Raw genomic sequence first — 24,072 nt, 5'->3', positions numbered from 1 at the left:
CGCCCTGACATGACAGCTATCAAGGGCCGCTGTTTTATAGATCGCAGGCGAAACAATAGCGCGCCATCGACCTCACCTATGGACGCAGCAGCGAGGCCCTCTGCCGACCGCTTTCCCCATCGGCACTTTTTCTGTATTTTGCCCGTTGGTTATTACCGGGGCGACTCGAAATGCCCAACGGATAGGCTGCGAGCGTCTGCATATGTGGGAGAGGGCTTGTGCCGGTTGCGGTAGCCATCGCCATGCTCGTGATCGGGTCTGTCGCCTTTCACCTGTTCAGCCCGTGGTGGCGCACGCCCATCGCATCCAATTGGGGATCGATCGATTCCGCGCTCGACGTGACACTGTGGATTTGCGCGGCGGCTTTCGTGGGGCTGAACCTTTTCCTCGCCTGGGCGCTGGTCAAATATCGCCATCGCCCAGAATATCGGGGGCTGGGGCATAAGGCGCATTATGAGCCGGAAAATCCTTCGCTGGAGAAGCGGCTGACGCTCTGGACCGCCATCGGCATCGCCGGGATGCTGGCGCCGGGGCTGGCGGCATGGGGCAAATATGTGTCCGTGCCCAAGGAAGCCACCGTGATCGAGGCGGTCGGCCAGCAATGGCAATGGTCCTTCCGCTATCCCGGACCCGATGGCGTGCTGGGCGCGGCGGGGGTCAAGTTCATCACGCCGGATAACGGGCTGGGGCTCGATCCGCTCGACCCCTATGGGCGCGACGATCTGGTGGTGGAGGGCGGCGACCTGCATCTGCCGGTCGGCAAGCCGGTGAAGGTCGTGCTGCGGTCCAAGGATGTGCTGCACGATTTCTATGTGCCGGAATTTCGCGCAAAGATGGACATGGTGCCCGGCATCGTCACCTATTTCTGGCTGACGCCGACGAAGACGGGCACGTTCGACATTCTCTGCGCCGAACTGTGCGGCACGGGCCATCACGCCATGCGCGGCCGGGTGGTGGTGGAAACGCCCAAGGCCTTCGCCCAATGGCAGGCGCAGCAGACCAGCTTCAGCCAGATTTTGGCGCAAGCGCCGCCGGCCGCCATGTCGATCCTGATCATCAAAGCCAATGCCTGTTCTACGCCCACCTCCTGGAGCATTCGCTGATGGCTACCACTTTGGCTGACGACCTGCGCCCGCTGCATCATCCGCATAGCTGGGTCACAAAATATGTCTGGAGTCAGGATCACAAGGTCATCGCCATTCAATATAGCTGCACCGCCATCGCCATTGGACTGGTGGCGCTGGTGCTGTCGGCGTTGATGCGGTTGCAACTGGGCTTTCCGGGGGCCTTTCCGGCAATCCAGCCCGACAATTATCTGCAATTCGTGTCGATGCACGGCATGATCATGGTCGTTTATCTGCTGACGGCGCTGCTGCTGGGCGGGTTCGGCAATTATCTGATCCCGTTGATGATCGGGGCGCGGGACATGGTGTTCCCCTTCGTCAACATGCTGAGCTACTGGTTCTATCTGCTCTCAGTGATCGTGCTGGTGACGGGGTTCTTCGTACCGGGCGGGCCTACGGGCGCGGGCTGGACGCTCTATCCGCCGCAGGCCATCAGCGAGGGGACGCCGGGGCATCAGTGGGGCATCGTCACCATGTTGGTGAGCCTCGCTATCTTCGTCGCGGCCTTCACTATGGGCGGCCTCAACTATGTGACCACGGTGTTGCAAGCGCGGACCAAGGGCATGACGCTGATGCGGATGCCCCTTTCGGTATGGGGGATTTTTACGGCGTCCGTGATGGGTTTGCTCGCTTTCCCCGCCTTGTTCGTCGCGGCGATCATGATGCTGTTCGATCATCTGGCGGGCACCAGCTTCTTCATGCCGACCATGCAGTCCATGGGCGCGATCACGCCGACGCAGGGCGGCAGCCCCCTGCTCTTCCAGCATCTCTTCTGGTTCTTCGGCCATCCCGAAGTCTATATCGTCGCCCTGCCCGCCTTCGGCATCGTGTCGGACCTGATCAGCGTCCATGCGCGGCGCAATATCTTCGGTTACCGCATGATGGTGTGGGCGATCGTCATCATCGGCGCGCTGAGCTTCCTCGTCTGGGCGCATCATATGTATGTGTCGGGCATGAACCCCTATTTCGGCTTCTTCTTCGCGACATCGACGCTGATCATCGCCATTCCGACGGCGATCAAGGTCTATAACTGGCTGCTGACATTATGGCGCGGCGACATCCATCTGCGCGTGCCGATGCTGTTCGCCATCGCCTTTATCTTCACCTTCATTCATGGCGGCTTGTCGGGGCTGTTTCTGGGCAATGTCAGTGTTGACGTGCCCTTGTCCGACACCTTCTTCGTCGTCGCGCATTTTCATATGGTGATGGGCGTGTCGCCGGTGCTAGTGATCTTCGGCGCCATCTATCACTGGTATCCCAAGATTTTCGGGCGGATGTGGAACGACACATTGGGCAAGCTGCATTTCTGGATCACCTTCCTTGGCGTCTATGCGATTTTCCTGCCGATGCATTATCTCGGCATATTGGGCGTGCCGCGCCGTTATTATGCGCTGGGTCAGGCGGACTTCATTCCCCCGTCCGTGCATCTGGCCAATGAATGGATCAGCATTGCCGCACTGATCGTCTTCTGCGCGCAGGGGCTGTTCTTCTTCAACATGATCTGGAGCCTGTTCCGGGGGCCGCGCGCCGATCCCAATCCCTGGGGCGCAGCGAGCCTGGAATGGCAGACGCCCGATACGCCGCCCGCCCATGGCAATTGGGGGCCGCATCTGCCCGTCGTCTATCGCTGGGCCTATGACTATAGCGTGCCGGGAGCGCCGCGCGACTTCATCCCCCAGACGGAGCCGCGAGAGCCGGAGCCGCGCGCATGAGCATCCTCGCCCGCCTGACGGAAAAGAGCTGGGAACCGGGCGAGCAGCCGGTGGAGCGGGAGCGCCCCTCGGCGGGCACGGTCGGGACGCTGGCCTATTTCGCCGTGGCGACGGTGATGTTCACATTGCTGGTCGCGGCCTATCTGATGCGCATGGGCCTGCATGGCGGCGTGGACCATGTCCATGACTGGAAACCCATGCCCCACCCGCCGCTGCTGTGGATCAACACGCTGGTGCTGATCGCGAGCAGCCTTGCGTGGGAGGGGGCGCGGCGCAGGGGCGATATCCGCGCGGCGATCGCCGGGGCGGCGCTGGGCATGCTGTTCCTTGCTGGGCAGGTGCTGCTGTGGCAGCATTATCAGGCGGCAGGCTATTATCTGTCCACCAATCCGGCCAATGCCTTTTTCTATCTGCTGACGGCGCTGCACGGGCTGCACATAGTGGGCGGACTGGTCGCCGCCGGGCGCGCGCTGGCGGCGGCGAATATGCGCAACGTCGCGCTGTGCGCGATCTACTGGCATTTTCTGTTGGTCATCTGGTTGATTCTGGCCGCTTTGCTCCTTTTGACTTGAGGATGTATCGCCATGACTCAAGACATATCGGCCCAAACCCTGGCGGACCGGGAAGTCATCGCCCCTGCCCTGCGGGAAATCGCCGCCGACTGGTCCGCCGATCAGGAAGTCTTCCGCCATACCCATTGGGGCAAGGCGATGATGTGGATCTTCCTGCTCAGCGACACCTTCATCTTCTCCTGTTTCCTGACCGGCTATATGACGATGCGGTCGTCCGCCGTGCTGCCCTGGCCCGACACGGCGAAGGTGTTCGCGCTGAATATCGGCGGGCACGAAATCCCGCTCGTCCTGATCGCGATCATGACCTTCGCGCTCATCAGTTCCAGCGGCACCATGGCGATGGCGGTCAATTACGGATACCGGCGCGACCGACGGAAGACAGCGGGCCTGATGCTGCTGACCGCGCTGTTCGGCCTGACCTTCCTCAGCATGCAGGCCTTCGAATGGAGCAAGCTGATCTTCGAGGAAGGCGTGCGGCCATGGTATAATCCCATGGGCGCACCGCAATTCGGCGCCAGTTTCTTCATGATCACCGGCTTTCACGGGCTGCATGTGACCTGCGGCGTCATATTGCTGCTGATCATCGCGTCCAAGGTCGCGCGGGGGCATTATGACCGGGCGGGCGATTATAGCGCGGTCGAGATTGCCGGGCTGTACTGGCATTTCGTCGACCTCGTCTGGGTTTTCATCTTCGCCTTTTTCTATCTCTGGTGAGGTGCGCCATGCAGGACAGTCCGCCTATCGCCGCCGATGCCGCCCATGACGGCCAGCAACATCCGATCAGCCTGTACCTGAAGGTCTGGGGCCTGTTGTTCCTGCTCAGCGCCATGTCCTATCTGGTGGACTATATGCATGTGCAGGGGATCGTCCGCTGGACGCTGATCGTGACCTTCATGCTGCTGAAGGCCGGGCTGATCGTGTCGATCTTCATGCATATGGCGTGGGAGCGGCTGTCGCTGATCTATGCGATACTGGTGCCGCCGCTGGTGCTGCTGGTGCTGGTGCGGATCATGACGATCGAGGCGAACTATGCCTTCTGGACCCGCGCGATCTTCATGGGCGGAGGGGGCTGAATCATGGATCGAATGGTCGGGATGACGGTGGCGCTGTGCGTGGCGGGGGCGTCGGTGACGGCGCTGGGCCTCGGCTGGTTCAGCGACAAGCTCTATACACGGGTCAGGCCGGGAGAACTGGCCTATAAGCCGATGGAGGACATGCCGCCGCGCGTCGACATGGCCTCTATCCAGCGCGACTGGCCCGCCAGTTTCAGCGAAGCGGGGGAAGGCAGCCGGGTGATCGCCTATCACCGCGACATGCAGGGCAAGGCGCCGGCGCCCGCGGCCGGCGCAGCACCCGGCGCCGCAGCGGCCCCGCCGCCCGATCTGGGCGCCCTGCTCGCCAGCGCGGACGCGGGCGCGGGCAAGCAGAAGGTGCAGCTTTGCATGAGTTGCCATGATTTCAGTCAGGGCGGTCCCAATCGCATCGGGCCGAACCTGTGGGGCGTGGTTGGGCGGCCGGTGGCGAGCCATCCCGGCTTTGCCTATTCGTCCGCCATGCAGGCGCGTCACGGCAACTGGAGCTATGACAATCTGTTCGCTTTCCTCGCCGCGCCAGGGCGGGAGGTGCCGGGGACGAAGATGACCTTCGCGGGCCTGCGCAATCCGGCTGACCGGGCGGCGGTCATCAAATATCTGGCCACTTTGGGAACGGGGGCGCCGCCGCTGCCGCAGCCCAAGGCGATCGCCGCCCGATAGGGGCGTTCAGGGCGTGGGCCTGCGCCAGTCCTCCTCGACCAGATAGCGGCTGAGGAAGGTCGATCCCTGCCGCGCCGCCGTCTTGGCGATATGGCGGCGGATGTCGTTGTCGCTGGATGACCCCAGCACCGCGCGGAAGGCCTCCATCGCCTTGGCCGTGGGTTCGCGTTTCAGGTCGACATAGGGCTGGAAAATATCGCCGAGCGCCTGTTCCCAGGCCTTCTCGATTTGAAGTAGCCGTCTTTCCATGGCTCGCCTCTCTGCGCACATGCTGCACCGCCTGAATATGGTGTGGCGGGGACTGCGCGACAAGTGGGATGCGGCACTTGACTTCAATCAGTTGCGTTAATATAAAATTGCACCATAGGATAGAAATTTACCGACTTTTCAGGAGAGCCCATGTCTTGCCCCCGCCTGTCGGCCTCGCTTGTCCGAAAATGCCTGTCCGCGCTGCCGCTGCTGGCTTTGGGCAGCGCAACGCTGCCCGCCGTCGCGCAGGATGCGTCCGCGCAGAAAGTCTATGGCCGCACGCCCGCCGAATCCTCCGCGCCCAGTTGGCCGCAGCCGGTGCGAGCGGCGAAGGGCGCGCCCAATATCCTGCTCATCATGACCGACGATGTCGGCTTCGGGTCCAGCAGCACCTTTGGCGGGCCGGTGCCGACGCCGACCTTCGACGCGCTGGCGAAGGTCGGGCTGCGCTATAACCAGTTCAACACCACCGCCATCTGCTCGCCCACGCGGGCCTCGCTGTTGACGGGGCGCAATCCGCAGGCGGTGGGCATGGGCTATGTCGCCAATTGGGCGACCGGCTATGACGGCTATAACAGCGTGATCCCCAAGAGCGCGGGGACGATGGCCCAGATCCTGAAGGAAAATGGCTACAACACCGCCATGATCGGCAAGGGGCATATCACGCCCGAATGGGAGATGAGCCGCGCCGGGCCGTTCGATCGCTGGCCCACGGGGCTGGGTTTCGAATATTTTTACGGTTTTCTGGGCGCCGACAGCAGCATGGCGGAACCCAATCTGGTGGAGAATATCAGTCCCGTCACGCCGCCCGCCGACCCGGCCTATCATCTGGAGCGCGACCTCGCCGATCATGCCATGGCGTGGATCGACAGCCAGCATGCCGCGTCGCCGGACAAGCCCTTCCTGCTCTATTATGCCACGGGAACGGCCCACGCGCCCAATATGCCGCCCGCCGACTGGCTGGCGAAGTTCCGGGGCAAGTTCGATGCGGGATGGGATGTACTGCGCGCCGAAACGGTGGCGCGACAGAAGAAGCTGGGCGTCATTCCCCCCGGCACCGACGATGCGCCGCATCCCGACACGCTGCCGCGCTGGGATAGCCTGACGCCCGATCAGAAGCGGCTTTATGCCCGTTATATGGAGGCCTATGCCGCTTCGCTCGCCTTTGCCGACGCGCAGATCGGGCGGGTGATCCAGAAGCTGCGCGACAATGGCGAGTTGGACAATACGCTCATCATCTACATTCAGGGTGACAATGGCGCGAGCGCGGAGGGCAGTTTCGACGGCAAGCTGTTCGAACAGTCGGCGCTGAGCGGGGTCAAGGAGGACCCGGCCTATGCGCTCGCCCATATTGACGAAATCGGGACGAAGGACGCCTATAATCTGATGCCCGGCGGCTGGGGCTGGGCGATGAACGCGCCCTTCCCCTGGGCGAAGCGCTATGGATCGCATTTCGGCGGCACGCGCAACGGGATGGTGATGGCGTGGCCGGGGCATATCAAGGATGCCGGGGGCCTGCGCAGCCAGTTCCACCATGTCAGCGACATCATGCCGACCATATTGGAAGCCGCCGGGGTGAAGGCGCCGGAGATATTGGACGGCATCCCCCAGCAGCCGATCACCGGCGTCAGCATGGGCTATACCTTCACGGCCAGGGAGGCCCCCTCCCACCGCACCATGCAGGTATCGGCGATGGCGCAGAATTTGAGCATCTACAAGGATGGCTGGGTCGCCGCGACCGTGCCGATGGTGACGCCCTGGGAACGGACGCCTCCCAAGCCGGTGGCGCTGGATGACCGGACATGGCAGCTTTACGATGTCCGCAGCGATTTCAGCGAGGCGCATGATATCGCCGCCGCCAATCCTCAGAAGCTGGAGGCTCTGAAGGAACTGTTCTGGGCGGAGGCTTCGCTGTCCAACATCCTGCCGATCCATGGCAGCGAGGGTGGACAGAAGGGGCGGCCCGATCTCAATCAGGGCCGCACGCAGTTCGTTTATAACGCGCCCATCAGCCACATACCGGAAAGCGCCGCGCCAGCGTTGGTGGGCCGGTCCTTTGGCGTGGCGGCGAAGCTCTCCATTCCAGCGGAGGGTGGCAAGGGCGTCATCGTCGCGCAGGGGGGACGTTTCGGGGGGTATAGCCTGTTCTTCGACCGGGGGCGGATCGCCTTCACCTATAATCTGACGCCCGCGCATATGACGCGGATCGTGGCGTCCTCTCCAGTAGCGGCGGGGGCGCATGCGATCGGACTGGACTTCGCGATGGACAAGGAAACGCCGACCAGTGGGGCCAATGTCACGCTGAGCGTCGACGGCAAGGCCGTGGCGCAGGGGCGGGTCGAGCGGACCTTCGCGCAGGTGATGTCGCATACCGAGGATTTCGATGTCGGCATGGACCTGGTGAGTCCGGTCGATCCGGCGGCCTATGACAGTGCGGGAAGCCGGTTCAACGGGACGCTGGAGAGGGTCGGGGTGACTTTGAAATAGGCTCAGCCCAACCCGGTGAACCAGTCCTCCACCGAAGCCGGGACCGCATCCCCCTCCCCCGACGGCGCGAGAAGGTTGGCGCGCGCCGTCATCATCACGTCGCGCACATGCTGGTGCAGCGGCACCGGGCGATCCTCCGGCGCGCCATGGTCCCAGCGGACCAGCACGCATTGCAGCATCATGTTGCACAGGAGAATGCGGTTGCGGGCGATGTCGGGATGCACATGTCCGGTCAGCGCCGTCAGATGCTGCATCAGGCGCAGCAAATGGGGCGCCCGGTCGCGGGTATGGGCGAACAAGGCCGAAGTCAGCGACCAATATTGCGTCGCGAAGTGCAGCATGAAGGCCGCATAGGGATGGCGGCCATCTTCATCGACCAGATCAAGCTGCGGCAGGAACAGGATGCCCAGCAGCGCCAGCGGATCGTCGAGCCGCCCCTGCTCCGCCAGCTTTGCCAGCATCTCGCCGCGCAACCCGTCCATCTGTTCGGCGCGATGGGCGAAAATGGCGGAAAGCAACCCCTGCTTCGATCCGAAATAATAGCTGACCGCATTGGTGTCGCCACATTGGGCGGCGGTCGCGATCTCGCGCATTGAAACGGCATCGATGCCCCTCTGGGCAAACAGCGCCTCCGCCGCCTGCACAAGCCGCGCGGGCGCGGGCAGCGCGTGACGCTTGCGGGATTGGACGGGCGGTTTGCGGGCATCGGCCATGGACCGGCTATAGCGCAAAAATCTGGCCGTCACCGCCTGATTAAATATTGCACAATGGGATATATTTCATAAACTCGCCCGCAAAGAGGAGAGAGAAAATGGCGCTGGCCCTGATGTTCGAACCGATCCGTATCGGCGGGATGACCGTCCGCAACCGGATCGCCGCGCCGCCCCATGCGGCGATGCTGGGTGCGCTGCTGGGCACGGAGGAGGAAGCGGAACGCTATATTTCCTATTGGGCGTCGCTGGCGCGGGGCGGCACCGGCTATCTGGTCGCGCTCAACGGCTTTGTGGAGAATATCTGCCCGCCCGGCTTCGACCCGCAGGGCGTGGGGTCGCGCAAGGGCGGCGTGTTCCGGCACCCGCTGTTCATCGAGCGGATGGGACGGCTGGCGGCGGAGGCAAAGGGGCTGGGCGCCTGTGTCGGCACGCAGATGATCATGCAGGGCGGGATGCCGCATGGCCCCTCCCCTGCGCTGTCGGGGCCGGTCATCAACCTCATCCCCCATGCGCTGACAAGGCGCGAGATCGGCTGGTTCGTCGCGGAATATCGCCATTCCGCCGAGCAGGCGCTGGCCGCCGGGCTGGGTGCGGTCGAACTGCACGCCAATCATGACGATCTGATCGAATGGTTCCTCTCGCCGCTCACCAACCAGCGCAGCGACGATTATGGCGGCAGTTTCGAAAAGCGCATGGCTTTTTTGGGCGAGATCCTGGCCGAAATCCGCGAGGGCGTGGGGCGGCAACTGACGGTCGGCGTTCGGCTCAACATGACGGAGGCGGAGCCGGGCGGTTATGATGCCGCGCAGGGGTTGGCGATTGCGGGCTGGCTGCAACAGACCGGCCATGTCGACTATGTGCATTGCGTGATGGGAACCGGCTGGGGCTTTCCGAGCTACATCCAGACCGGGCATTTCCGGCCCGGCCAATGGGCCGATATGGCGGGGCGCTTCAAGCGGCAACTCGATCTGCCGGTGATCTATGGCGGGCGCGTCAACCGACCGGAGGTGGCGGAAGAGATATTGGCGGCGGGCCATGCCGACATGGTGGCGGTCGGACGCGCGCATCTGGCCGATGCCGGTTTCGTCGCCAAGGCGCGGGGCGATGACGCGCGGCTGTTCCGGCCCTGCATCGGCACTAATGACTGCATCAATCGCGGGGTGGCGGAGGGGTTGCCCTTTGCCTGTACGGTCAATCCGGCATTGGGACTGGGGGACCGAGCGGCGCTGGCTCCGGCGGAGAAAGCGCGGAATTTGCTGGTCGTGGGCGGCGGCCCGGCGGGGATGCAGCTTGCGATCACGGCGCGGGAACGGGGGCATCAGGTCGAGCTTTGGGAAAAAGCCGACGAATTGGGCGGGCAGGTGCTGCTGGCGACGAAGCTGCCGGGTCAGGCCGCTTTCATCGATCTGGTCCGCTATCAGGCGCGGCGACTGGAGGAACTGGGCGTGACCGTCCGGCTCGGGACGGAGGCGACCCATGAGGCTTTGGCCGACCATGGGGCGGATGTGATCGCGCTGGCGACGGGTGCGACGGCGCGGCGGCCCGCCATTGAGGGTGCGGATCATCCCGCCGTCTGCGACATGTGGCAGGTGCTGCGCGACGAGGTCGAGGTGGGAGACAAGGTCGCGCTGGTGGTGCAGGAGGATCATGTCGCGCCGCTCGCCTTTGGCGACCTGTTGGCGCGGCAGGGAAAACAGGTGACGTTGTTCATTCAGACCAACGGCCCTGCCCCGCTGGTCAGCCGCTATTCCATCGGGACGCTGCTGGGACGCCTGTCCCAAGCAGGGGCGCGGCTGATATGCATGGAGGCGGTGACGGCCATCGACCTGCCCGCCATCCGGACCCGCAACATCTATTCGCAGCGGGAAGCGGTGCATTCCGGCTTCGACAGCGTGGTGCTGGCCTGTGGCGGGATGCCGGAGGCGGGGCTGTTCGCGCGGCTGGAGGAAGCGCGGGCGGATGTGCATGTGCTGGGGGATGCCTATGCGCCCCGGCGGATCGTGTTCGCGACGCAGCAGGGCTATGCTCTGGGCAAGAGTCTGTAATGAAATCCCGGTCGCGGCGCCTGTTTCCGGCACCGGCGGTAAAGTTCCGGCTTGGCTCGACGATCCGCTTTATATCATAAGCACAGGGACATGAGCTATTCGGGCGGGAGTGCGACCATGGGGGACTTTGCCGGGCTGAACGATCCGATGACCGATACCGCCCTGCCCTGGTGGCGCGGCGCCACCATCTACCAGATCTATCCCCGCAGCTTTGCCGATTCCAATGGCGACGGCATTGGCGATCTGGCGGGCATCACCGCCCATCTGCCCTATGTCGCGTCGCTGGGGGTGGATGCGATCTGGCTGTCCCCTTTCTTCAAGAGCCCGATGCGCGATTTCGGCTATGACGTGTCGGATTATTGCGATGTCGACCCGATCTTCGGCACGCTGGCGGATTTCGACACCCTCGTCGCGCGGGCGCATGAACTGGGCCTGCGCATCGTCATCGATCAGGTCTGGGCGCATACGTCCGAAGAGCATGGCTGGTTCATCGAAAGCCGGTCCAGCCGCGACAATCCCAAGGCGGACTGGTATGTCTGGGCCGATCCGAAGCCCGACGGCTCCCCGCCCAACAACTGGCAATCGGTGTTCGGCGGCCCGGCCTGGACATGGGACGCGCGGCGCGGCCAATATTATATGCACCAGTTTCTGCGCGAGCAGCCGCAACTGCATCTGCACAAGGCAGAGGTTCAGGAGCGGGTGTTCGACATCATCCGCTTCTGGCTGGACCGGGGCGTGGACGGCTTCCGCATCGATGCGATCAACCATTCGATGCACGATCCCCAATTGCGCGACAATCCGCCCGCGCCGGATAATGGCAAGGTCCGCACGCGCCCCTTCGACTTCCAGATCAGGAAATATAGCCAGAGCCATCCGGACATTCCGCTGTTCCTCGAAAGGGTGCGGCAAGTGTTCGATGAATATGACAACCGCTTTACCGTGGCCGAAGTCGGCGGGGATGACAGCGATAAGGAAATGAAAGCCTTTACGCAGGGCAATCGGCGCCTGAATACGGCCTATGGCTTCGACTTCCTCTATGCGCCGGAACTGACCGCCAGCGTGCTCAGGACCGCGCTGGTGAAATGGCCGGCGGAAAAGGACGCGGGCTGGCCAAGCTGGGCATTTGAAAATCACGATGCGCCGCGCGCCGTGTCGCGCTGGGCCAAGGGGGTGGACCCGGACGCCTATTGCCGGATGAAGATGCTGCTTCTGGCGTGCCTGCGCGGCAACATCTTCCTTTATTATGGCGAGGAACTGGGGCTGCCGCAGGTGGATATTCCCTTTGAGGATCTGCAGGACCCCGAAGCCATCGCCAACTGGCCGCTGACCCTGTCCCGCGACGGCGCGCGCACGCCGATGCCCTGGCGGTCGGACGCGCCCTATCTGGGCTTTTCGGACACCCGGCCGTGGCTGCCCATAGGGGACGCGCATCGGGCGCTGGCCGTCAATGTGCAGGAAGCGCAACCGCAATCCCTGCTCCACTGGACCCGCAAGGTGCTTGCGCTGCGCAACGGATCGGCCGCCCTGCGCGTCGGGAGCATCGATTTCCTCGACGCGCCCAAGGAACTGCTGGCGTTCGAGCGTGGGCATGAGGATGAACGGATGCTTTGCGTCTTCAACCTTGGCGACAAAGCCGTGACATGGATGCCGCGCGCCGCCGAACGCTGGCAACCGCTGCTCGCCGCCGGGGCGGTCGAGGCATGGCATTTCCCCCCCGCCTCCGGCATCACCTTCAGGACAGGAGGTGCGTCAGGATTACCGTCGCAAAAATGACAACTGCCCCCGCTAGCTGCGCTGCGTTCCAAGGGGGGAATCGTGAGCTGACTTCGACCGATCGATGAAGCGCGCCAAAAGCTCTTTGAGTGCGAGACAAGAGCTTTTGTAGCACCGAATAGTTAGTCGTTGGCAATCGCTTTCGCCTGGGCCTTAGCCTGGAAGGCGTCGAAGAGCGATTTGATGCCGTGAACCACCTCAGCGAACACCTTGCCGATCTCCTCAACAACGGCTTGCGTTATAAGTGCGCCTCCGAGGGTCGCACACACGTTATCGATCGTTTCCCCTTCGCCCTGCCATGCCGCCGCCAGCACATCGATTTTCTGTGAGAAGCCCAGACGCGGTCCCAGCCGATCACCGCGCGGGAGGAGGTGTCGCAGAACGACCTCCATCTCATGCTCAAGGGCCGCATGGAGATCAGGATGAGCGCCGCACGCTCATCCACCACCTGTGTCGCTTGGCCGCGCTTCAGGTCTGATATGAACATATGCCGGTGCGCCGCGCCCAATTGCCCGGCCCGCAGGGGGTCACCGCCTATCGCCCGGCCCGTGCGCGGTTGATCGACAGCATCCGTCGCCACCAGCTGAGCAATGTCGTCATCGCGTCGGGCGATTTTCACCGCAATTTCGTCGGCACCGTCCCGGAACGGGAGGACGCGCCGGACGGGAAGCAGGCGGCGATCGAATTTCTTGCCACCTCCATCACGTCGAACGGCAATGGCGCGCCCCTGTCCGAAGTGGAGCGCGACCTGTCAGACAATCCGCAGCGGAAGTGCATGAAGCATAAAATGGAATGATCGATCCGCATCGGACTCATCCCAATATGCCGGGCAGGTCGAGGCCCTGCTCGACCGCGCAATCTCGGGCGATGGCATAGCCTGCATCGGCATGGCGCATGACGCCGGTCGCGGGATCGTTCCAGAGCACGCGCTCCAGACGCGTGGCTGCCTGGGGCGTGCCGTCGGCGACGATGACCATGCCTGAATGCTGGGAATAGCCCATGCCGACGCCGCCGCCATGGTGCAGCGACACCCAGGTCGCGCCCGACGCGGTGTTGAGCAGCGCATTGAGCAGCGGCCAGTCGCTGACCGCGTCCGACCCGTCCATCATCGCTTCGGTTTCGCGATTGGGGGAGGCGACCGATCCGCTGTCGAGATGATCGCGGCCGATCACGACCGGGGCCTTGAGTTCGCCCTTCGCGACCATTTCGTTGAAGGCGAGGCCAAGCCGGTGACGGTCGCCCAGACCCACCCAGCAGATACGCGCGGGCAGGCCCTGAAAGTGGATCTTCTCCCGCGCCATGTCGAGCCAGTTGTGCAGATGCGCGTCGTCGGGCAGCAGTTCCTTCACCTTGGCGTCGGTCTTGTAGATATCCTCCGGATCGCCCGAGAGCGCGGCCCAGCGGAACGGCCCGATCCCCCGGCAGAAGAGCGGGCGGATATAGGCGGGGACGAAGCCGGGGAAGTCGAAGGCATTCTCCACGCCCTCGTCCAGCGCCATCTGGCGAATATTGTTGCCATAGTCGGTCGTCGGCACGCCTGCGGCCTGAAAATCCAGCATGGCGCGGACGTGCGCGGCCATGCTTGCCTTGGCGGCCCTGGCCACCGCTTCCGGCTCCCGCTCGCGGCGTTCGATCCATTCCGCGACGGTCCATCCGGCGGGAAGATAGCCGTTCACCGGGTCATGCGCGCTGGTCTGGTCGGTCAAAAGGTCAGGGCGGATGCCGCGTGCGAACATTTCAGGCAGGATTTCCGCGGCATTACCGAGCAGGCCGACCGAAACCGGCTTCCTTTCGGCATTGGCCTTCCCGATGATCGCCATCGCTTCCTCGATGGTGGAGGCGGCGACGTCGAGATAGCCGGTGCGCAGGCGCATGTCGATGCGGCTGGGCTGGCACTCGATGGCGAGGCAGGAAGCGCCCGCCATCACCGCCGCAAGAGGCTGCGCCCCGCCCATGCCGCCCAGGCCCGCCGTCAGCAGCCATTTGCCCGACAGGTCGCCATCATAATGCTGGCGGCCCATCTCCACGAAGGTTTCATAGGTGCCCTGCACGATGCCCTGCGTGCCGATATAGATCCACGAACCGGCGGTCATCTGGCCGTACATGGCGAGGCCGCGCTTATCGAGTTCGTTGAAATGCTCCCAATTGGCCCAGTGCGGTACGAGGTTGCTGTTGGCGATCAGCACGCGCGGCGCATCGGCATGGGTGCGGAACACGCCGACCGGCTTGCCCGACTGGACGAGCAGCGTCTGGTCGGCTTCGAGGCGCTTGAGCGTCTCGACGATCCGGTCGTAGCTTTCCCAGTCGCGGGCGGCGCGGCCGATCCCGCCATAGACCACCAGTTCCTCTGGACGCTCGGCGACGTCGGGGTGCAGGTTGTTCATCAGCATGCGCAGCGGCGCTTCGGTGAGCCAGCTTTTCGCGCTGAGGTCAGTGCCGGTTGCGGGCTTGATGATGCGGCTGTTGTCGATCCGGGTCATGGTTCACGCTTTCTGAAGGGCGAAGGCAAGACAGGCCTTCATGATGTCGGCAAGGATGGGATGAAGACCGGCGGCGCGGGCGGGGTCGAAGGCGGGCGGCCAGTTGGCCTCGGTCGGCGCGTCCGGCTCGTCCAGATATCCCCGCATCGCCAGTTCCATCTGGATGGCGTGGACGCCCTGTTCGGGCCGCCCATAGTGGCGTGTGGTCCAGCCGCCCTTGAAGCGGCCGTTGAGCACATGGCCCCGACCGCTCGCGGCGCAGATATGCTCGACCGCCGCCGACAGCGCGGGGGCGCAGGTGGCCCCGTCATTCGTGCCGATGTTGAACTGAGGCAGGACGCCTTCGAACAGGCGGGGAATGCGGCTGCGGATCGAATGGGCGTCATAGAGCACGACATGGGGATGCCGGGCACGCAGCCGCTCCATCTCTTCGGTCAGGGCCGCATGATAGGGATCGAACCAGCGCGACCGACGCCGCGCGATTTCCGCTTCGTCCGGCAAGGCGTCCGTATAGAGCGGCTCACCGTCAAAGGTCATGCTTGGGCACAGTTCCGTCGTCGCCTGTCCGGGATAGAGCGACGCGCCCGAAGGATCGCGATTGAGGTCGATGACGCTGCGGCTGATCCGCGTCTGGATCAGGGTCGCCCCCATGTCCCGCGCAAAGCCGTAGAGCCGGTCCACCCACCAGTCCACATCCCGCCGCGCCAGCCAAGGCGAGCGGAATCCCTCCCCCACATCGGCCAGATCGGTCCCGGCATGGGGAACAGCGATCACCAGCGGCGCATCGCCCCGGTGAATGGCAAGCCAGTCGGTCATGCGACACCGGGCAGCAGATCGCCCGCCAGCGTCGCCAGCGCGCCCGACCGGATCAGTGCATTGGCGGCCTCCATATCCGGGTGGAAATGGCGGTCGTCAGCCAATGTCGGTACGGTTTCGCGTAGACAGGCGCGGGCCTTTTCGAGCGTCGGGCTGGACTGGAGCGGCGCATGGAAATCGACGCCTTGCGCCGCCGCCAGCCATTCGATGCCCAGCACGGCGGTCGCGTTGCCCGCCATGTCCAACAGGCGTCGCGCGCCGTGCGCGGCCATGGAGACATGATCCTCCTGATTGGCGGAGGTCGGGATGGAATCGACGCTGGCCGGATAGGCGCGCTGCTTGTTCTCGCTGACGAGCGCGGCGGCCGTCACCTGCGGGATCATGAAGCCCGAATTGAGGCCGGGGCGCGGCGTCAGGAAGGCCGGCAGGCCCGACAGCGCCGGGTCGACCAGCATGGCGATGCGGCGTTCCGCGATGGAGCCGATCTCGCAAATCGCCATGGCGATCATGTCAGCGGCGAAGGCCACCGGCTCGGCATGGAAATTGCCGCCGGACAGCGCCTCATCACTTTCCAGGAAGATCAGCGGGTTGTCGGAGACGCCGTTCGCCTCGATCTCCAGCGTCGTCGCCGCCTGCCGCAGCAGGTCGAGCGCGGCGCCCATCACCTGCGGCTGGCAGCGCAGGCAATAGGGGTCCTGCACGCGGGCGTCATTATCCCTGTGGCTCGCGCGGACCGCGCTGTCCGCCATGAGTCCGCGCAGCGCGTCCGCCACTTCGATCTGGCCCCGGTGGCGACGCAGCCGATGGATGCGCGGGTCGAAGGGGGTATCGGACCCCTTGGCCGCTTCGGTTGAAAGCGCGCCGGTCACAAGGGCGGAGCGGAACAGCAGTTCGGCCTCGAACAGTCCCGCAAGCGCAAGGCCGCAGGAAAACTGCGTGCCGTTGAGCAGGGCCAGCCCCTCCTTGGGGCCAAGATCGACCGGCGACAATCCGGCGCGGGCCAGCGCTTCCGAAGCTGGCAGGCGTTCGTCGCCCAGGAATATCTCGCCCACGCCGATCATGGTTGCCGCCATATGCGCAAGCGGCGCCAGATCGCCGCTGGCGCCCACCGAACCCTGAGCCGGGACGACAGGTGTCAGGCCCTTGGCCAGCATCGCCTCCATCAGCGCGACCGTTTCGGGCCTGATGCCCGACGCGCCCTGCGCAAGGCTGGCGAGTTTCAGCGCCATCATCAGGCGAACCACCGGGACGGGACAAGGCGCGCCCGTCCCCGCGGCGTGGCTGAGGACGATATTGCGCTGGAGGGTGCTCAGATCCTCATCGCCGATCCGGACGCTCGCCAGCTTCCCGAAACCCGTGTTGATGCCGTAGACGGGCTCGCCCTTCGCGATAATCCGGGCAACGGCGGCAGCACTTTCGGCGACATGCAGGGCACAGGCCGGGTCGAGCCGGACCGGGGCGCCGCGATAGACGTCTCGCCAGCCCGCCAGCGTGACGTTGCCGGGGATGAGCAGAATATCCTTCATTGACCACTCCAGATGCGGGCATGGAGCGGATTATACCCCATGCGATAGACGAGTTCGGCGGGACGCTCGACGTCCCAGATGGCGAGATCGCAGCGCTTGCCGACTTCCAGCGTGCCGCGATCGGCAAGACCGAGCGCGCGCGCCGCGTTGCGGGTGACGCCTGTGATGCATTCGGCGACAGTGAGATGGAACAGCGTGGCGCCCAGGTTCATCGCCAGCAACAGCGACGTGAGCGGTGACGTGCCGGGATTGCAGTCCGTGGCGAGCGCGATGGGCACGCCCGCAGCGCGCAGCGCCTCAATGGGCGGCAGTCTGCTTTCGCGCATGAAATAATAGGCGCCGGGCAACAGTGTCGCGACCGTGCCAGAGGCGGCCATGGCGGCGATCCCCGCTTGGTCGAGATATTCGAGATGATCGGCGGACAACGCGCCACGACCGGCGGCGAGCGCCGCGCCGTGGAGGTTGGAAAGCTGGTCGGCGTGAAGCTTCACGGGCAGGCCATGACGGGCAGCCGCGTCGAACATCCGCTGCGTTTGCGCCGGGGTGAAGCCGATCCCCTCGCAAAAGGCGTCCACGGCATCGGCGAAGCCCAGCGCCGCAACTTCGGGCAGGACCTCTTCGCACAGCATGGCGATATAACCGTCCGCATCATCGGCATATTCCGGCGGCACGGCATGGGCGCCAAGGAAGGTCGTGGCGATGTGGACCGGCCGTTCCCGCCCCAGCCGCCGGGCGGCGCGCAACATGCGGATTTCGGTGTCGCGGTCGAGGCCATAGCCCGACTTCACCTCCACGGTGGTCGCCCCTTCCGCGATCAGCGCGTCGAGACGAGGCAGAGCGGTGGCGACCAGATCATCCTCGCTGGCGGCGCGGGTGGCGCGCATGGTCGAAAGGATGCCGCCGCCCGCCCGCGCAATCTCCTCATAGGTGGAGCCGTCCAGCCGCATCTCAAATTCCCGTGCGCGGTCGCCGCCGTGGATCAGATGGGTGTGACAGTCGATCAGGCCGGGCGTGATCCAGCGGCCGTCGCAGTCGATCGTCTCACGGGGTTCGAATGCGGGCGCTTCATCCGCGCGCCCCGCATAGACGATCATCCCGTCCAGCGATGCAAGCATGCCATCTTCGACAGGACCCAGTCCAGGCCCTCTCATCGTCGCCAGCCGTGCATTGCGCCATAGCCTATCGCATCGCATCAGAATCTCCCTTCCGAGATAAATTGCATTCTTTGCGAATAATGTATAGACATAAATGAACAACGGGAGCGAATTGCCATGAATGCGGCCAATGATGTGCGTATGATCCATTTCCAACAGGCGCTGCTGGCAACGGGTTGGGAAGAGAATGTGCGCATCGGCATCCGGCACGGCCTGGTCGCCACCCTGTCGACGCATGCGGAGCCGCAGCCGGGCGATGAGCGCCATGCGATCGGCATTCCGGGCATGTCCAATCTTCACAGCCATGCATTTCAGCGCGGCATGGCCGGACTTGCGGAAAGGCGTGGCCCCGGCAGCGACAGTTTCTGGACATGGCGTGACATCATGTATCGCTTCGTCGATCGGATAACCCCCGAACATCTGCATGTTATCGCTGCATTGGCCTATGTCGAAATGCTGGAAACCGGGTTCACGCGCGTCGGTGAATTCCACTATCTGCACCATGACAGGAACGGCACCAGCTATGCCGATCCGGCAGAACTGTCGCAGGCCATCATGGCTGCCGCCGCCGATACGGGCATCGGCCTCACGCATCTTCCGGTCTTCTATGCGCATGCCGGTTTCGGCGGAACCGAAGCGAGCCCGGCCCAGCGCCGTTTCGTGACCGATCCGGACCGCTTTGCGCGCCTGCTGGATGCGATCCGCAAGGCCGCAACGGCGCTGCCGGACGCGATTGTCGGCATCGCGCCCCACAGCCTTCGCGCCGTCACCGCCGACGAACTGGCACGTCTGGAAGAACTTGGCGGAGCGGGTCCCATTCATATCCATATTGCGGAACAGATGAAGGAGGTTGACGACTGCCTCGCCTGGAGTGGCCGTCGCCCTGTCGAATGGCTGATGGACCACGCCGCTGTCGGCAGGAACTGGTGCCTCGTGCATGCGACCCATATGACCCATGCCGAAATCGCGGCAGTGGCGCGCAGCGGGGCGGTCGTCGGGCTTTGCCCGGTGACGGAGGCCAATCTGGGTGACGGCCTGTTTCCCGCCCCCTCTTTCCAGGAAGCGGGCGGCCAATATGGCATCGGTTCCGATTCCAATATCCTGATCGATATGACGGAAGAATTGCGGTGGCTGGAATATGGCCAGCGCCTGGACGCGCGCACGCGCAATGTGCTGGCATCGGGCCAGGGCCGCTCCACCGGGCAGGAAATATTTCAGGCATCGCTGGAAGGCGGTGCTCAGGCGCTTGGGGTTGCGGCGGGTCTTGCGGTGGGGCATGTCGCGGACATGGTCAGTCTCGACGCCAACCACCCTTCCCTCGTCGGCCGAGGGGGCACATCCATCATGGACTCCCTGCTGTTCGCCGCCGGGCGGCAGGCGATCCGCAATGTCTGGCGCAGGGGCGATCTGGTGGTCAGCGACGGCCGCCATGTCGCGCGGGACCGCATTGCGGCGCAATATCGCAAGGTCCTGGAGGCCTTTGCCGCGTGAAGCTGCCGCTCCACGAACGTATCCGCAGCGAAATCGAGACGGCCATCCTGTCGGGGACATTGCGCCCCGGCGCCCGTCTTCCCACCGAACACGAACTGATGCAGCGCTATGATTGTTCGCGCATGACCGTGAACAAGGCGCTTTCTGCCCTTGCGGTGGCCGGCCTTGTCGACCGGAACAAGCGCGCGGGATCATCGGTCGCGCAACCGAAAGTTCATTCGATGGTGCTCGACATCCCCGATCTTGAGCAGGAGGTCGTCCGGCGAGGACAGCGTTATCGCTTCCAGCTTTCAGGCCGGGAAGTGAAGCAGCCCGACCCCGACTACCCTGAAGAACTGCAACTTGCCGGCAATAGCGATCTGCTTCGACTGGAGGGTGTTCATTTTGCGGATGACCGTCCGCTCGCCTGCGAAAGGCGCCTGATCAGCCTGGCGGCGGTGCCCGACATCGCGGCGCAGATGTTCGACAAAATCTCTCCCGGCGCATGGCTGCTCGAACATGTTCCATGGACGGAGGCTGAGACACGTATCGCGGCGGTGGCCGCGGACCGGACCATAGCGGCCCGCCTTGAACTGCCCATCGGATCGGCTTGCCTGTCCATCGAGCGGCGCACCTGGCGCGGCGCGGATGGCATTACGCTGGTCCATCAACATTTTGTGGGCACCGCCTACGACCTCGTCGCCCGGTTCGGACCGGCCAAGGGAAGCACCGGCGCTGAACCGCAGCAGCTATAGGCCTTACGTACCCGACGTCTGCGTCGCGATCCAATCGCTGAACTGGACCAGAGCGCGGTTGGACGCCCAATCGTCCCTGCGGACGAGATAATAGGCATCGTCGTCCCGGAGCGATTGATCGAATGGCGTGACCAGCACGCCCGAATCCAGTTCCGGCCCGATCAGGAACCGGGGGATGAGCGCCGCCCCCGCCCCCGAGGCCGCAGCCTGCGCCAGCATCAGGAAATGTTCGAAAACAGGCCCCTTGGGCGGTGGAATGTCGCTCAGGCCGCAACCGTCGAACCATCGGTTCCACGCCGAACGGCGGGAGGTCTGGAAAAGCAGCGGTTTGCCGATCAGATCCGCGGGCTGGCGGACCGCATGGGCATCGCGCCAGTCCGGGGCGCAGACGACCACCATCTCCTCCCGGAAGAGAAAGAGATGGGACGCGTTGGGCCAATCGGGCTGACCGAAATGGATCGCCGCATCATACCCCCCGTCGCGCAAATCGAAGGGGAAGGATTGCGCCGCGAAATTGACCGTCAGGTCGGGATGCCGCGCGGTCAGATCGGGCAATCGGGGGGCCAGCCAGCGCATGCCGAAACTCGGCAAGGTGGCGATATTGAGTTCCCGCCCCTCCGTCTGACGCATGACCTGTTCGGTCGCGGATCGAATCCGATCAAGCGCCAGTCGGATATGTTCGGCATAGGCCTCCCCCGTCGGATTCAGCACGACGCGGCGGCCATGCCGTTCAAACAGGCTGCTCTGGAGCCAATCCTCCAATATCGCCACCTGACGGCTCACCGCGCTTTGCGTCAGGCCGACCTGCTCCCCGGCGCGGGAGAAACTGCCATGCCGCGCGGCAGCCACGAAACTGTTGAGCGCGGCCATGGGCGGCAGAAAGCGGCGCGTTTCGTTCATTCCATTTCCTCATCAACAGATGATGCTAATCCATTTAGCATGGACGAAATCCCAAAGCATAGAGATGGAAACATCATAATTCGAGGCATCTCTTCATGATCCGATTGAATGAATGCGGCGCACAGGCGCTGGTTCGGCACGCCATTGGCGAGGAAGCGGCGGCGGATATTTTCGCCACCCTTTCGCCCATGTTGCCGGTGGACCGGCGCGAGGGGGCGGAAATCGATCGCGCGGAATTCGCCGCGGCGATGAACATGCTCCTTTTCCGGGACCTGCTGCAACGCGTTCCGACCGGGGCCGCCTATGTCCGGGACGTCACCGCAGGGGGACGCCGCGTCTGCTTCGACCATGGCGCCATCCGCACCGTCTGCCTGCCGAACGGGGGCACCGGCGCGCTGCCGCGCGGGGAACTCGCCTTCCGCCGCATATTGGAGCCATTGGGCTATGAGGAAGCCGCGCTCTATCCCCTGCCCCGGCTGCGCATGACCGGCCGGGCCTATCGCCATCGCGACTTTCCCGAAACCATCCCGCAATTCTTCGTCAGCGAACTGCATGTGGACCAGTTCGACGGCCCCTTCGCAGCGGCGGCGGCGCGGGTCTTCGGCTCCACGCGTGACCCGCTGGACGCCCAGGCCCATGCGCTGCTCGCGCGCTTCGCGGCTGGACAGACGGTGGATCCTGCCACGGCGGCCGCGGCCCTGCCCGTCATCGTCGGCGCCTTCGATCGCCATCATGACCGGCCGATGATGACCGATTACGAGCTTCTCAAACAATCGTCGGGCGAAGCGGCCTGGATCGCGACCGAGGGCAATGCCTTCAACCATGCCACCGATCGGGTTGCGGACGTGGCGGCGCTGGCCGCGCAGCAAAAGACGCTGGGCCGTCCGATGAAGGAGCGGGTTGAAATTTCCGCCAACGGTCAGGTGCGTCAGACGGCTTTCCGGGCCGATCTGGTCGAACGCCGCTTTCGCACGGAAGATGGCGGGGATCGCATCGTCACGGTGCCCGGTTCCTTCTATGAATTCATCACCCGTGACCGTGATCCGGCGACCGGCACGCTGGACCTGTCCTTCGACAGCGGCAATGCGACGGGCATCTTCGCCATGACCAAGGCCGCATGAGCGACAGCGCCCTGATTGAAGCCCTGCGCGATATAGTCGGCAAGGCGCATGTGCTGACGGACTGTGACGAGCTTGCCGGTTATCGCACCGACGGCCGGGGAAGCGGCGGCGGACATCCCGTCGCCGTGGTTCGCCCGGCCGATGCAGCCGCCATCTGCGAAATGATCCGGCTGGCCATGGCCTGGGATATACGCATCGTCGTACAGGGTGGCCGTACCGGACTGGTCGGTGCAGGCCTCCCCTCCGATCGTGGAGGTGAGCTCATCATCAATCTCGAACGCCTGTCGCGGCATGTCGAGATCGACCCCGCCAACCGCACGGCCTGCGTCGACGCGGGCGTCCGCCTCTCCGCGCTCAACGCGGCGGCGGCGTCACACGGCCTGTTCCTGCCCATCGACCTTGGCGCGGACCCGACGATCGGCGGCATGATCGCATCCAATACCGGCGGCGCCCGGCTGCTGCGCCATGGCGACATGCGCGCCAATCTGCTCACGCTGGACGTCGTGCGCGCCGCCCCCCAGCCGGAGGTGCTGACATTGGGTTTGCCCCTCTGGAAAAACAATACGGGCCTCGACCTCAAACATCTTCTGGTCGGCAGCGGCGGTTCGCTCGGCATCGTGACGCGGGCGACGGTCACGCTCCAGCCCCTGCCCGCCGCACAAACGACCGCCCTCGTGGCGCTACGCGATGCCGATGCCGCGCTGCCCATCCTGCAAGCCGCCGAGGCTGCTTTCGGCGGCCTGCTCTCCGCCTTCGAGGGGATGAGCCATGCCGCCATGGCCGCAGCCTTCAGCCATGTCCCCACATTGCGCAGGCCGTTTGACAGCCTGCCGCCCTATGCCGTGCTGATCGAACTGTCCGCAGGCAACGCATTCGATGAAACGCAACTGGAGGACCGGCTTGCGCATGGTCTTGCGCCCTTCATGGATGGCTTCGACGCGCCGGTCATCGACATCGCCATCGATCATCGGGGCGGCCTTTGGGCCATTCGTCATGCAGTGCCGGAGGGTCTGCGCGCCAGCGGCACCGTCATCGCCTGCGACATTGCCATGCGGCGCGGCGATGTGATGCGCTTCCGCCATCATATGGCCGGGATATTGGCGCGTGAGACACCGGGGCTGATCCCCCATGATTTCGGCCATGTCGGCGACGGCGGCCTGCATTATAATCTGGTCTGGAGCGAGGAGCGCGGCCCGCTCGATCCGTCGCTGGCCGACCGCGCACGGACGCTGGTCTTCGACACGGTCGTCCACGATTTTGGCGGCAGTTTCAGCGCCGAACACGGGATCGGCCCGCGCAATATCGCCCATTACCCCCGCTTCGTTCCGGCCGCCCTGCGCCGTCTGGCGGGTGAAATACAATATGTCATGGCGCCCACTCCGATAGGGCGCGTCGATTTTGGAATGATGGAGGAAGCCTGA

General features: G+C 64.4%; 22 protein-coding genes. 14 read left to right on the top strand and 8 right to left on the bottom strand.

Annotated features, from left to right (window positions below):
• Positions 1-218 precede the first annotated feature (218 nt).
• The 6 genes from HUK73_RS01525 to HUK73_RS01500 are packed head-to-tail and all read left to right on the top strand — an operon-like array spanning position 219 to position 5,162.
• Positions 219-1,103, top strand: coding sequence for a cytochrome c oxidase subunit II (locus HUK73_RS01525; protein ID WP_176590319.1), 885 nt, complete (start codon positions 219-221; stop codon positions 1,101-1,103).
• Positions 1,103-2,836: a cbb3-type cytochrome c oxidase subunit I gene (locus HUK73_RS01520; RefSeq protein WP_176590318.1), complete on the top strand. Its 1,734-nt coding sequence runs from the start codon at positions 1,103-1,105 to the stop codon at positions 2,834-2,836. Before HUK73_RS01525 ends, HUK73_RS01520 begins: the two co-directional genes overlap by 1 nt.
• Positions 2,833-3,408 carry a heme-copper oxidase subunit III gene (locus tag HUK73_RS01515; RefSeq protein ID WP_176590317.1) on the top strand — a complete coding sequence of 192 codons (576 nt, stop codon included), beginning with the start codon at positions 2,833-2,835 and terminating at the stop codon, positions 3,406-3,408. The genes HUK73_RS01520 and HUK73_RS01515 overlap by 4 nt, the downstream gene beginning before the upstream one ends.
• Before the next feature lie 12 nt (positions 3,409-3,420).
• Positions 3,421-4,122, top strand: a complete 702-nt coding sequence (locus tag HUK73_RS01510) for a heme-copper oxidase subunit III family protein (RefSeq protein WP_176590316.1) — start codon at positions 3,421-3,423, stop codon at positions 4,120-4,122.
• A gap of 8 nt (positions 4,123-4,130) precedes the next feature.
• Positions 4,131-4,481 (top strand): cytochrome C oxidase subunit IV family protein, encoded by a 351-nt coding sequence (locus HUK73_RS01505; protein ID WP_176590315.1) that lies wholly within the window; start codon positions 4,131-4,133, stop codon positions 4,479-4,481.
• A 3-nt stretch (positions 4,482-4,484) separates the two neighbouring features.
• The gene (locus HUK73_RS01500; RefSeq protein WP_176590314.1) at positions 4,485-5,162 is read left to right on the top strand and encodes a cytochrome c family protein; all 678 of its coding nucleotides are present in this window, start codon (positions 4,485-4,487) and stop codon (positions 5,160-5,162) included.
• 6 nt (positions 5,163-5,168) lie between these two features.
• Here HUK73_RS01500 and HUK73_RS01495 read toward each other — a convergent pair whose 3' ends face one another.
• Positions 5,169-5,411, bottom strand: a complete 243-nt coding sequence (locus HUK73_RS01495) for a hypothetical protein (RefSeq protein ID WP_176590313.1) — start codon at positions 5,409-5,411, stop codon at positions 5,169-5,171.
• Between the two features lie 150 nt (positions 5,412-5,561).
• Between HUK73_RS01495 and HUK73_RS01490 the strand changes: the two genes are divergently transcribed.
• Positions 5,562-7,898: an arylsulfatase gene (locus tag HUK73_RS01490; RefSeq protein ID WP_176590312.1), complete on the top strand. Its 2,337-nt coding sequence runs from the start codon at positions 5,562-5,564 to the stop codon at positions 7,896-7,898.
• A 2-nt stretch (positions 7,899-7,900) separates the two neighbouring features.
• Here HUK73_RS01490 and HUK73_RS01485 read toward each other — a convergent pair whose 3' ends face one another.
• Entirely contained in the window at positions 7,901-8,644 is a 744-nt protein-coding gene (locus tag HUK73_RS01485; protein ID WP_369805415.1) for a TetR family transcriptional regulator, read from the bottom strand.
• Positions 8,645-8,709: 65 nt separating this feature from the next.
• On the opposite strand from HUK73_RS01485, the gene HUK73_RS01480 reads away from it, so the two are divergent.
• Positions 8,710-10,656 (top strand): FAD-dependent oxidoreductase, encoded by a 1,947-nt coding sequence (locus tag HUK73_RS01480; protein WP_176590311.1) that lies wholly within the window; start codon positions 8,710-8,712, stop codon positions 10,654-10,656.
• Between the two features lie 147 nt (positions 10,657-10,803).
• Complete coding sequence (locus HUK73_RS01475) at positions 10,804-12,429, top strand: alpha-glucosidase family protein (RefSeq protein ID WP_176592763.1); 1,626 nt, start codon at positions 10,804-10,806, stop codon at positions 12,427-12,429.
• Between the two features lie 122 nt (positions 12,430-12,551).
• Here HUK73_RS01475 and HUK73_RS01470 read toward each other — a convergent pair whose 3' ends face one another.
• The gene (locus HUK73_RS01470) at positions 12,552-12,821 is read right to left on the bottom strand and encodes a hypothetical protein (RefSeq protein ID WP_176590310.1); all 270 of its coding nucleotides are present in this window, start codon (positions 12,819-12,821) and stop codon (positions 12,552-12,554) included.
• Between the two features lie 95 nt (positions 12,822-12,916).
• Between HUK73_RS01470 and HUK73_RS01465 the strand changes: the two genes are divergently transcribed.
• Entirely contained in the window at positions 12,917-13,225 is a 309-nt protein-coding gene (locus HUK73_RS01465) for an alkaline phosphatase D family protein (protein ID WP_176590309.1), read from the top strand.
• A 16-nt stretch (positions 13,226-13,241) separates the two neighbouring features.
• Here the strand turns inward: HUK73_RS01465 and hutU are convergent, their stop codons facing one another.
• Genes hutU through hutI form a run of 4 tightly spaced genes read right to left on the bottom strand, consistent with a single transcriptional unit; the run spans position 13,242 to position 18,444 of the window.
• Positions 13,242-14,909, bottom strand: coding sequence for a urocanate hydratase (gene hutU, locus HUK73_RS01460; RefSeq protein ID WP_176590308.1), 1,668 nt, complete (start codon positions 14,907-14,909; stop codon positions 13,242-13,244).
• Between the two features lie 3 nt (positions 14,910-14,912).
• Positions 14,913-15,725 carry an N-formylglutamate deformylase gene (gene hutG / locus HUK73_RS01455; RefSeq protein WP_176590307.1) on the bottom strand — a complete coding sequence of 271 codons (813 nt, stop codon included), beginning with the start codon at positions 15,723-15,725 and terminating at the stop codon, positions 14,913-14,915.
• A complete protein-coding gene (hutH, locus tag HUK73_RS01450; RefSeq protein WP_176590306.1) occupies positions 15,722-17,251 on the bottom strand; it encodes a histidine ammonia-lyase in 1,530 nt (509 codons plus the stop codon). The genes hutG and hutH overlap by 4 nt, the downstream gene beginning before the upstream one ends.
• The gene (hutI, locus tag HUK73_RS01445; protein ID WP_176590305.1) at positions 17,248-18,444 is read right to left on the bottom strand and encodes an imidazolonepropionase; all 1,197 of its coding nucleotides are present in this window, start codon (positions 18,442-18,444) and stop codon (positions 17,248-17,250) included. Before hutI ends, hutH begins: the two co-directional genes overlap by 4 nt.
• Positions 18,445-18,522: 78 nt before the next feature.
• Here hutI and HUK73_RS01440 point away from each other — a divergent pair, with 78 nt between their 5' ends.
• Both HUK73_RS01440 and hutC read left to right on the top strand, forming a co-directional pair.
• Complete coding sequence (locus HUK73_RS01440) at positions 18,523-19,896, top strand: formimidoylglutamate deiminase (RefSeq protein ID WP_176590304.1); 1,374 nt, start codon at positions 18,523-18,525, stop codon at positions 19,894-19,896.
• Positions 19,893-20,630 (top strand): histidine utilization repressor, encoded by a 738-nt coding sequence (gene hutC / locus HUK73_RS01435; RefSeq protein WP_176590303.1) that lies wholly within the window; start codon positions 19,893-19,895, stop codon positions 20,628-20,630. Before HUK73_RS01440 ends, hutC begins: the two co-directional genes overlap by 4 nt.
• Positions 20,631-20,633: 3 nt before the next feature.
• Here hutC and HUK73_RS01430 read toward each other — a convergent pair whose 3' ends face one another.
• Complete coding sequence (locus HUK73_RS01430; protein ID WP_176590302.1) at positions 20,634-21,530, bottom strand: LysR substrate-binding domain-containing protein; 897 nt, start codon at positions 21,528-21,530, stop codon at positions 20,634-20,636.
• A 95-nt stretch (positions 21,531-21,625) separates the two neighbouring features.
• Here HUK73_RS01430 and HUK73_RS01425 point away from each other — a divergent pair, with 95 nt between their 5' ends.
• Positions 21,626-22,651, top strand: coding sequence for a 2-oxoadipate dioxygenase/decarboxylase family protein (locus HUK73_RS01425; RefSeq protein ID WP_176590301.1), 1,026 nt, complete (start codon positions 21,626-21,628; stop codon positions 22,649-22,651).
• The gene (locus HUK73_RS01420) at positions 22,648-24,072 is read left to right on the top strand and encodes an FAD-binding oxidoreductase (protein ID WP_176590300.1); all 1,425 of its coding nucleotides are present in this window, start codon (positions 22,648-22,650) and stop codon (positions 24,070-24,072) included. Before HUK73_RS01425 ends, HUK73_RS01420 begins: the two co-directional genes overlap by 4 nt.

It is taken from the genome of Sphingobium sp. EM0848, from assembly GCF_013375555.1.
In the GTDB taxonomy this organism is placed as follows: Bacteria; Pseudomonadota; Alphaproteobacteria; order Sphingomonadales; family Sphingomonadaceae; genus Sphingobium.
This window is presented reverse-complemented; position numbering and strand designations above follow the sequence as displayed.

Bases quoted from the DNA above. Each gene is read 5' to 3' on its own strand.
- HUK73_RS01520 (WP_176590318.1), top strand. From the start codon at position 1,103: ATGGCTACCACTTTGGCTGACGACCTGCGCCCGCTGCATCATCCGCAT.
- HUK73_RS01515 (WP_176590317.1), top strand. From the start codon at position 2,833: ATGAGCATCCTCGCCCGCCTGACGGAAAAGAGCTGGGAACCGGGCGAG.
- HUK73_RS01510 (WP_176590316.1), top strand. From the start codon at position 3,421: ATGACTCAAGACATATCGGCCCAAACCCTGGCGGACCGGGAAGTCATC.
- HUK73_RS01505 (WP_176590315.1), top strand. From the start codon at position 4,131: ATGCAGGACAGTCCGCCTATCGCCGCCGATGCCGCCCATGACGGCCAG.
- HUK73_RS01500 (WP_176590314.1), top strand. From the start codon at position 4,485: ATGGATCGAATGGTCGGGATGACGGTGGCGCTGTGCGTGGCGGGGGCG.
- HUK73_RS01495 (WP_176590313.1), bottom strand. From the start codon at position 5,411: ATGGAAAGACGGCTACTTCAAATCGAGAAGGCCTGGGAACAGGCGCTC.
- HUK73_RS01490 (WP_176590312.1), top strand. From the start codon at position 5,562: ATGTCTTGCCCCCGCCTGTCGGCCTCGCTTGTCCGAAAATGCCTGTCC.
- HUK73_RS01480 (WP_176590311.1), top strand. From the start codon at position 8,710: ATGGCGCTGGCCCTGATGTTCGAACCGATCCGTATCGGCGGGATGACC.
- HUK73_RS01475 (WP_176592763.1), top strand. From the start codon at position 10,804: ATGACCGATACCGCCCTGCCCTGGTGGCGCGGCGCCACCATCTACCAG.
- HUK73_RS01470 (WP_176590310.1), bottom strand. From the start codon at position 12,821: ATGGAGGTCGTTCTGCGACACCTCCTCCCGCGCGGTGATCGGCTGGGA.
- HUK73_RS01465 (WP_176590309.1), top strand. From the start codon at position 12,917: ATGCCGGTGCGCCGCGCCCAATTGCCCGGCCCGCAGGGGGTCACCGCC.
- hutU (WP_176590308.1), bottom strand. From the start codon at position 14,909: ATGACCCGGATCGACAACAGCCGCATCATCAAGCCCGCAACCGGCACT.
- hutG (WP_176590307.1), bottom strand. From the start codon at position 15,725: ATGACCGACTGGCTTGCCATTCACCGGGGCGATGCGCCGCTGGTGATC.
- hutH (WP_176590306.1), bottom strand. From the start codon at position 17,251: ATGAAGGATATTCTGCTCATCCCCGGCAACGTCACGCTGGCGGGCTGG.
- hutI (WP_176590305.1), bottom strand. From the start codon at position 18,444: ATGCGATGCGATAGGCTATGGCGCAATGCACGGCTGGCGACGATGAGA.
- HUK73_RS01440 (WP_176590304.1), top strand. From the start codon at position 18,523: ATGAATGCGGCCAATGATGTGCGTATGATCCATTTCCAACAGGCGCTG.
- HUK73_RS01430 (WP_176590302.1), bottom strand. From the start codon at position 21,530: ATGAACGAAACGCGCCGCTTTCTGCCGCCCATGGCCGCGCTCAACAGT.
- HUK73_RS01425 (WP_176590301.1), top strand. From the start codon at position 21,626: ATGATCCGATTGAATGAATGCGGCGCACAGGCGCTGGTTCGGCACGCC.
- HUK73_RS01420 (WP_176590300.1), top strand. From the start codon at position 22,648: ATGAGCGACAGCGCCCTGATTGAAGCCCTGCGCGATATAGTCGGCAAG.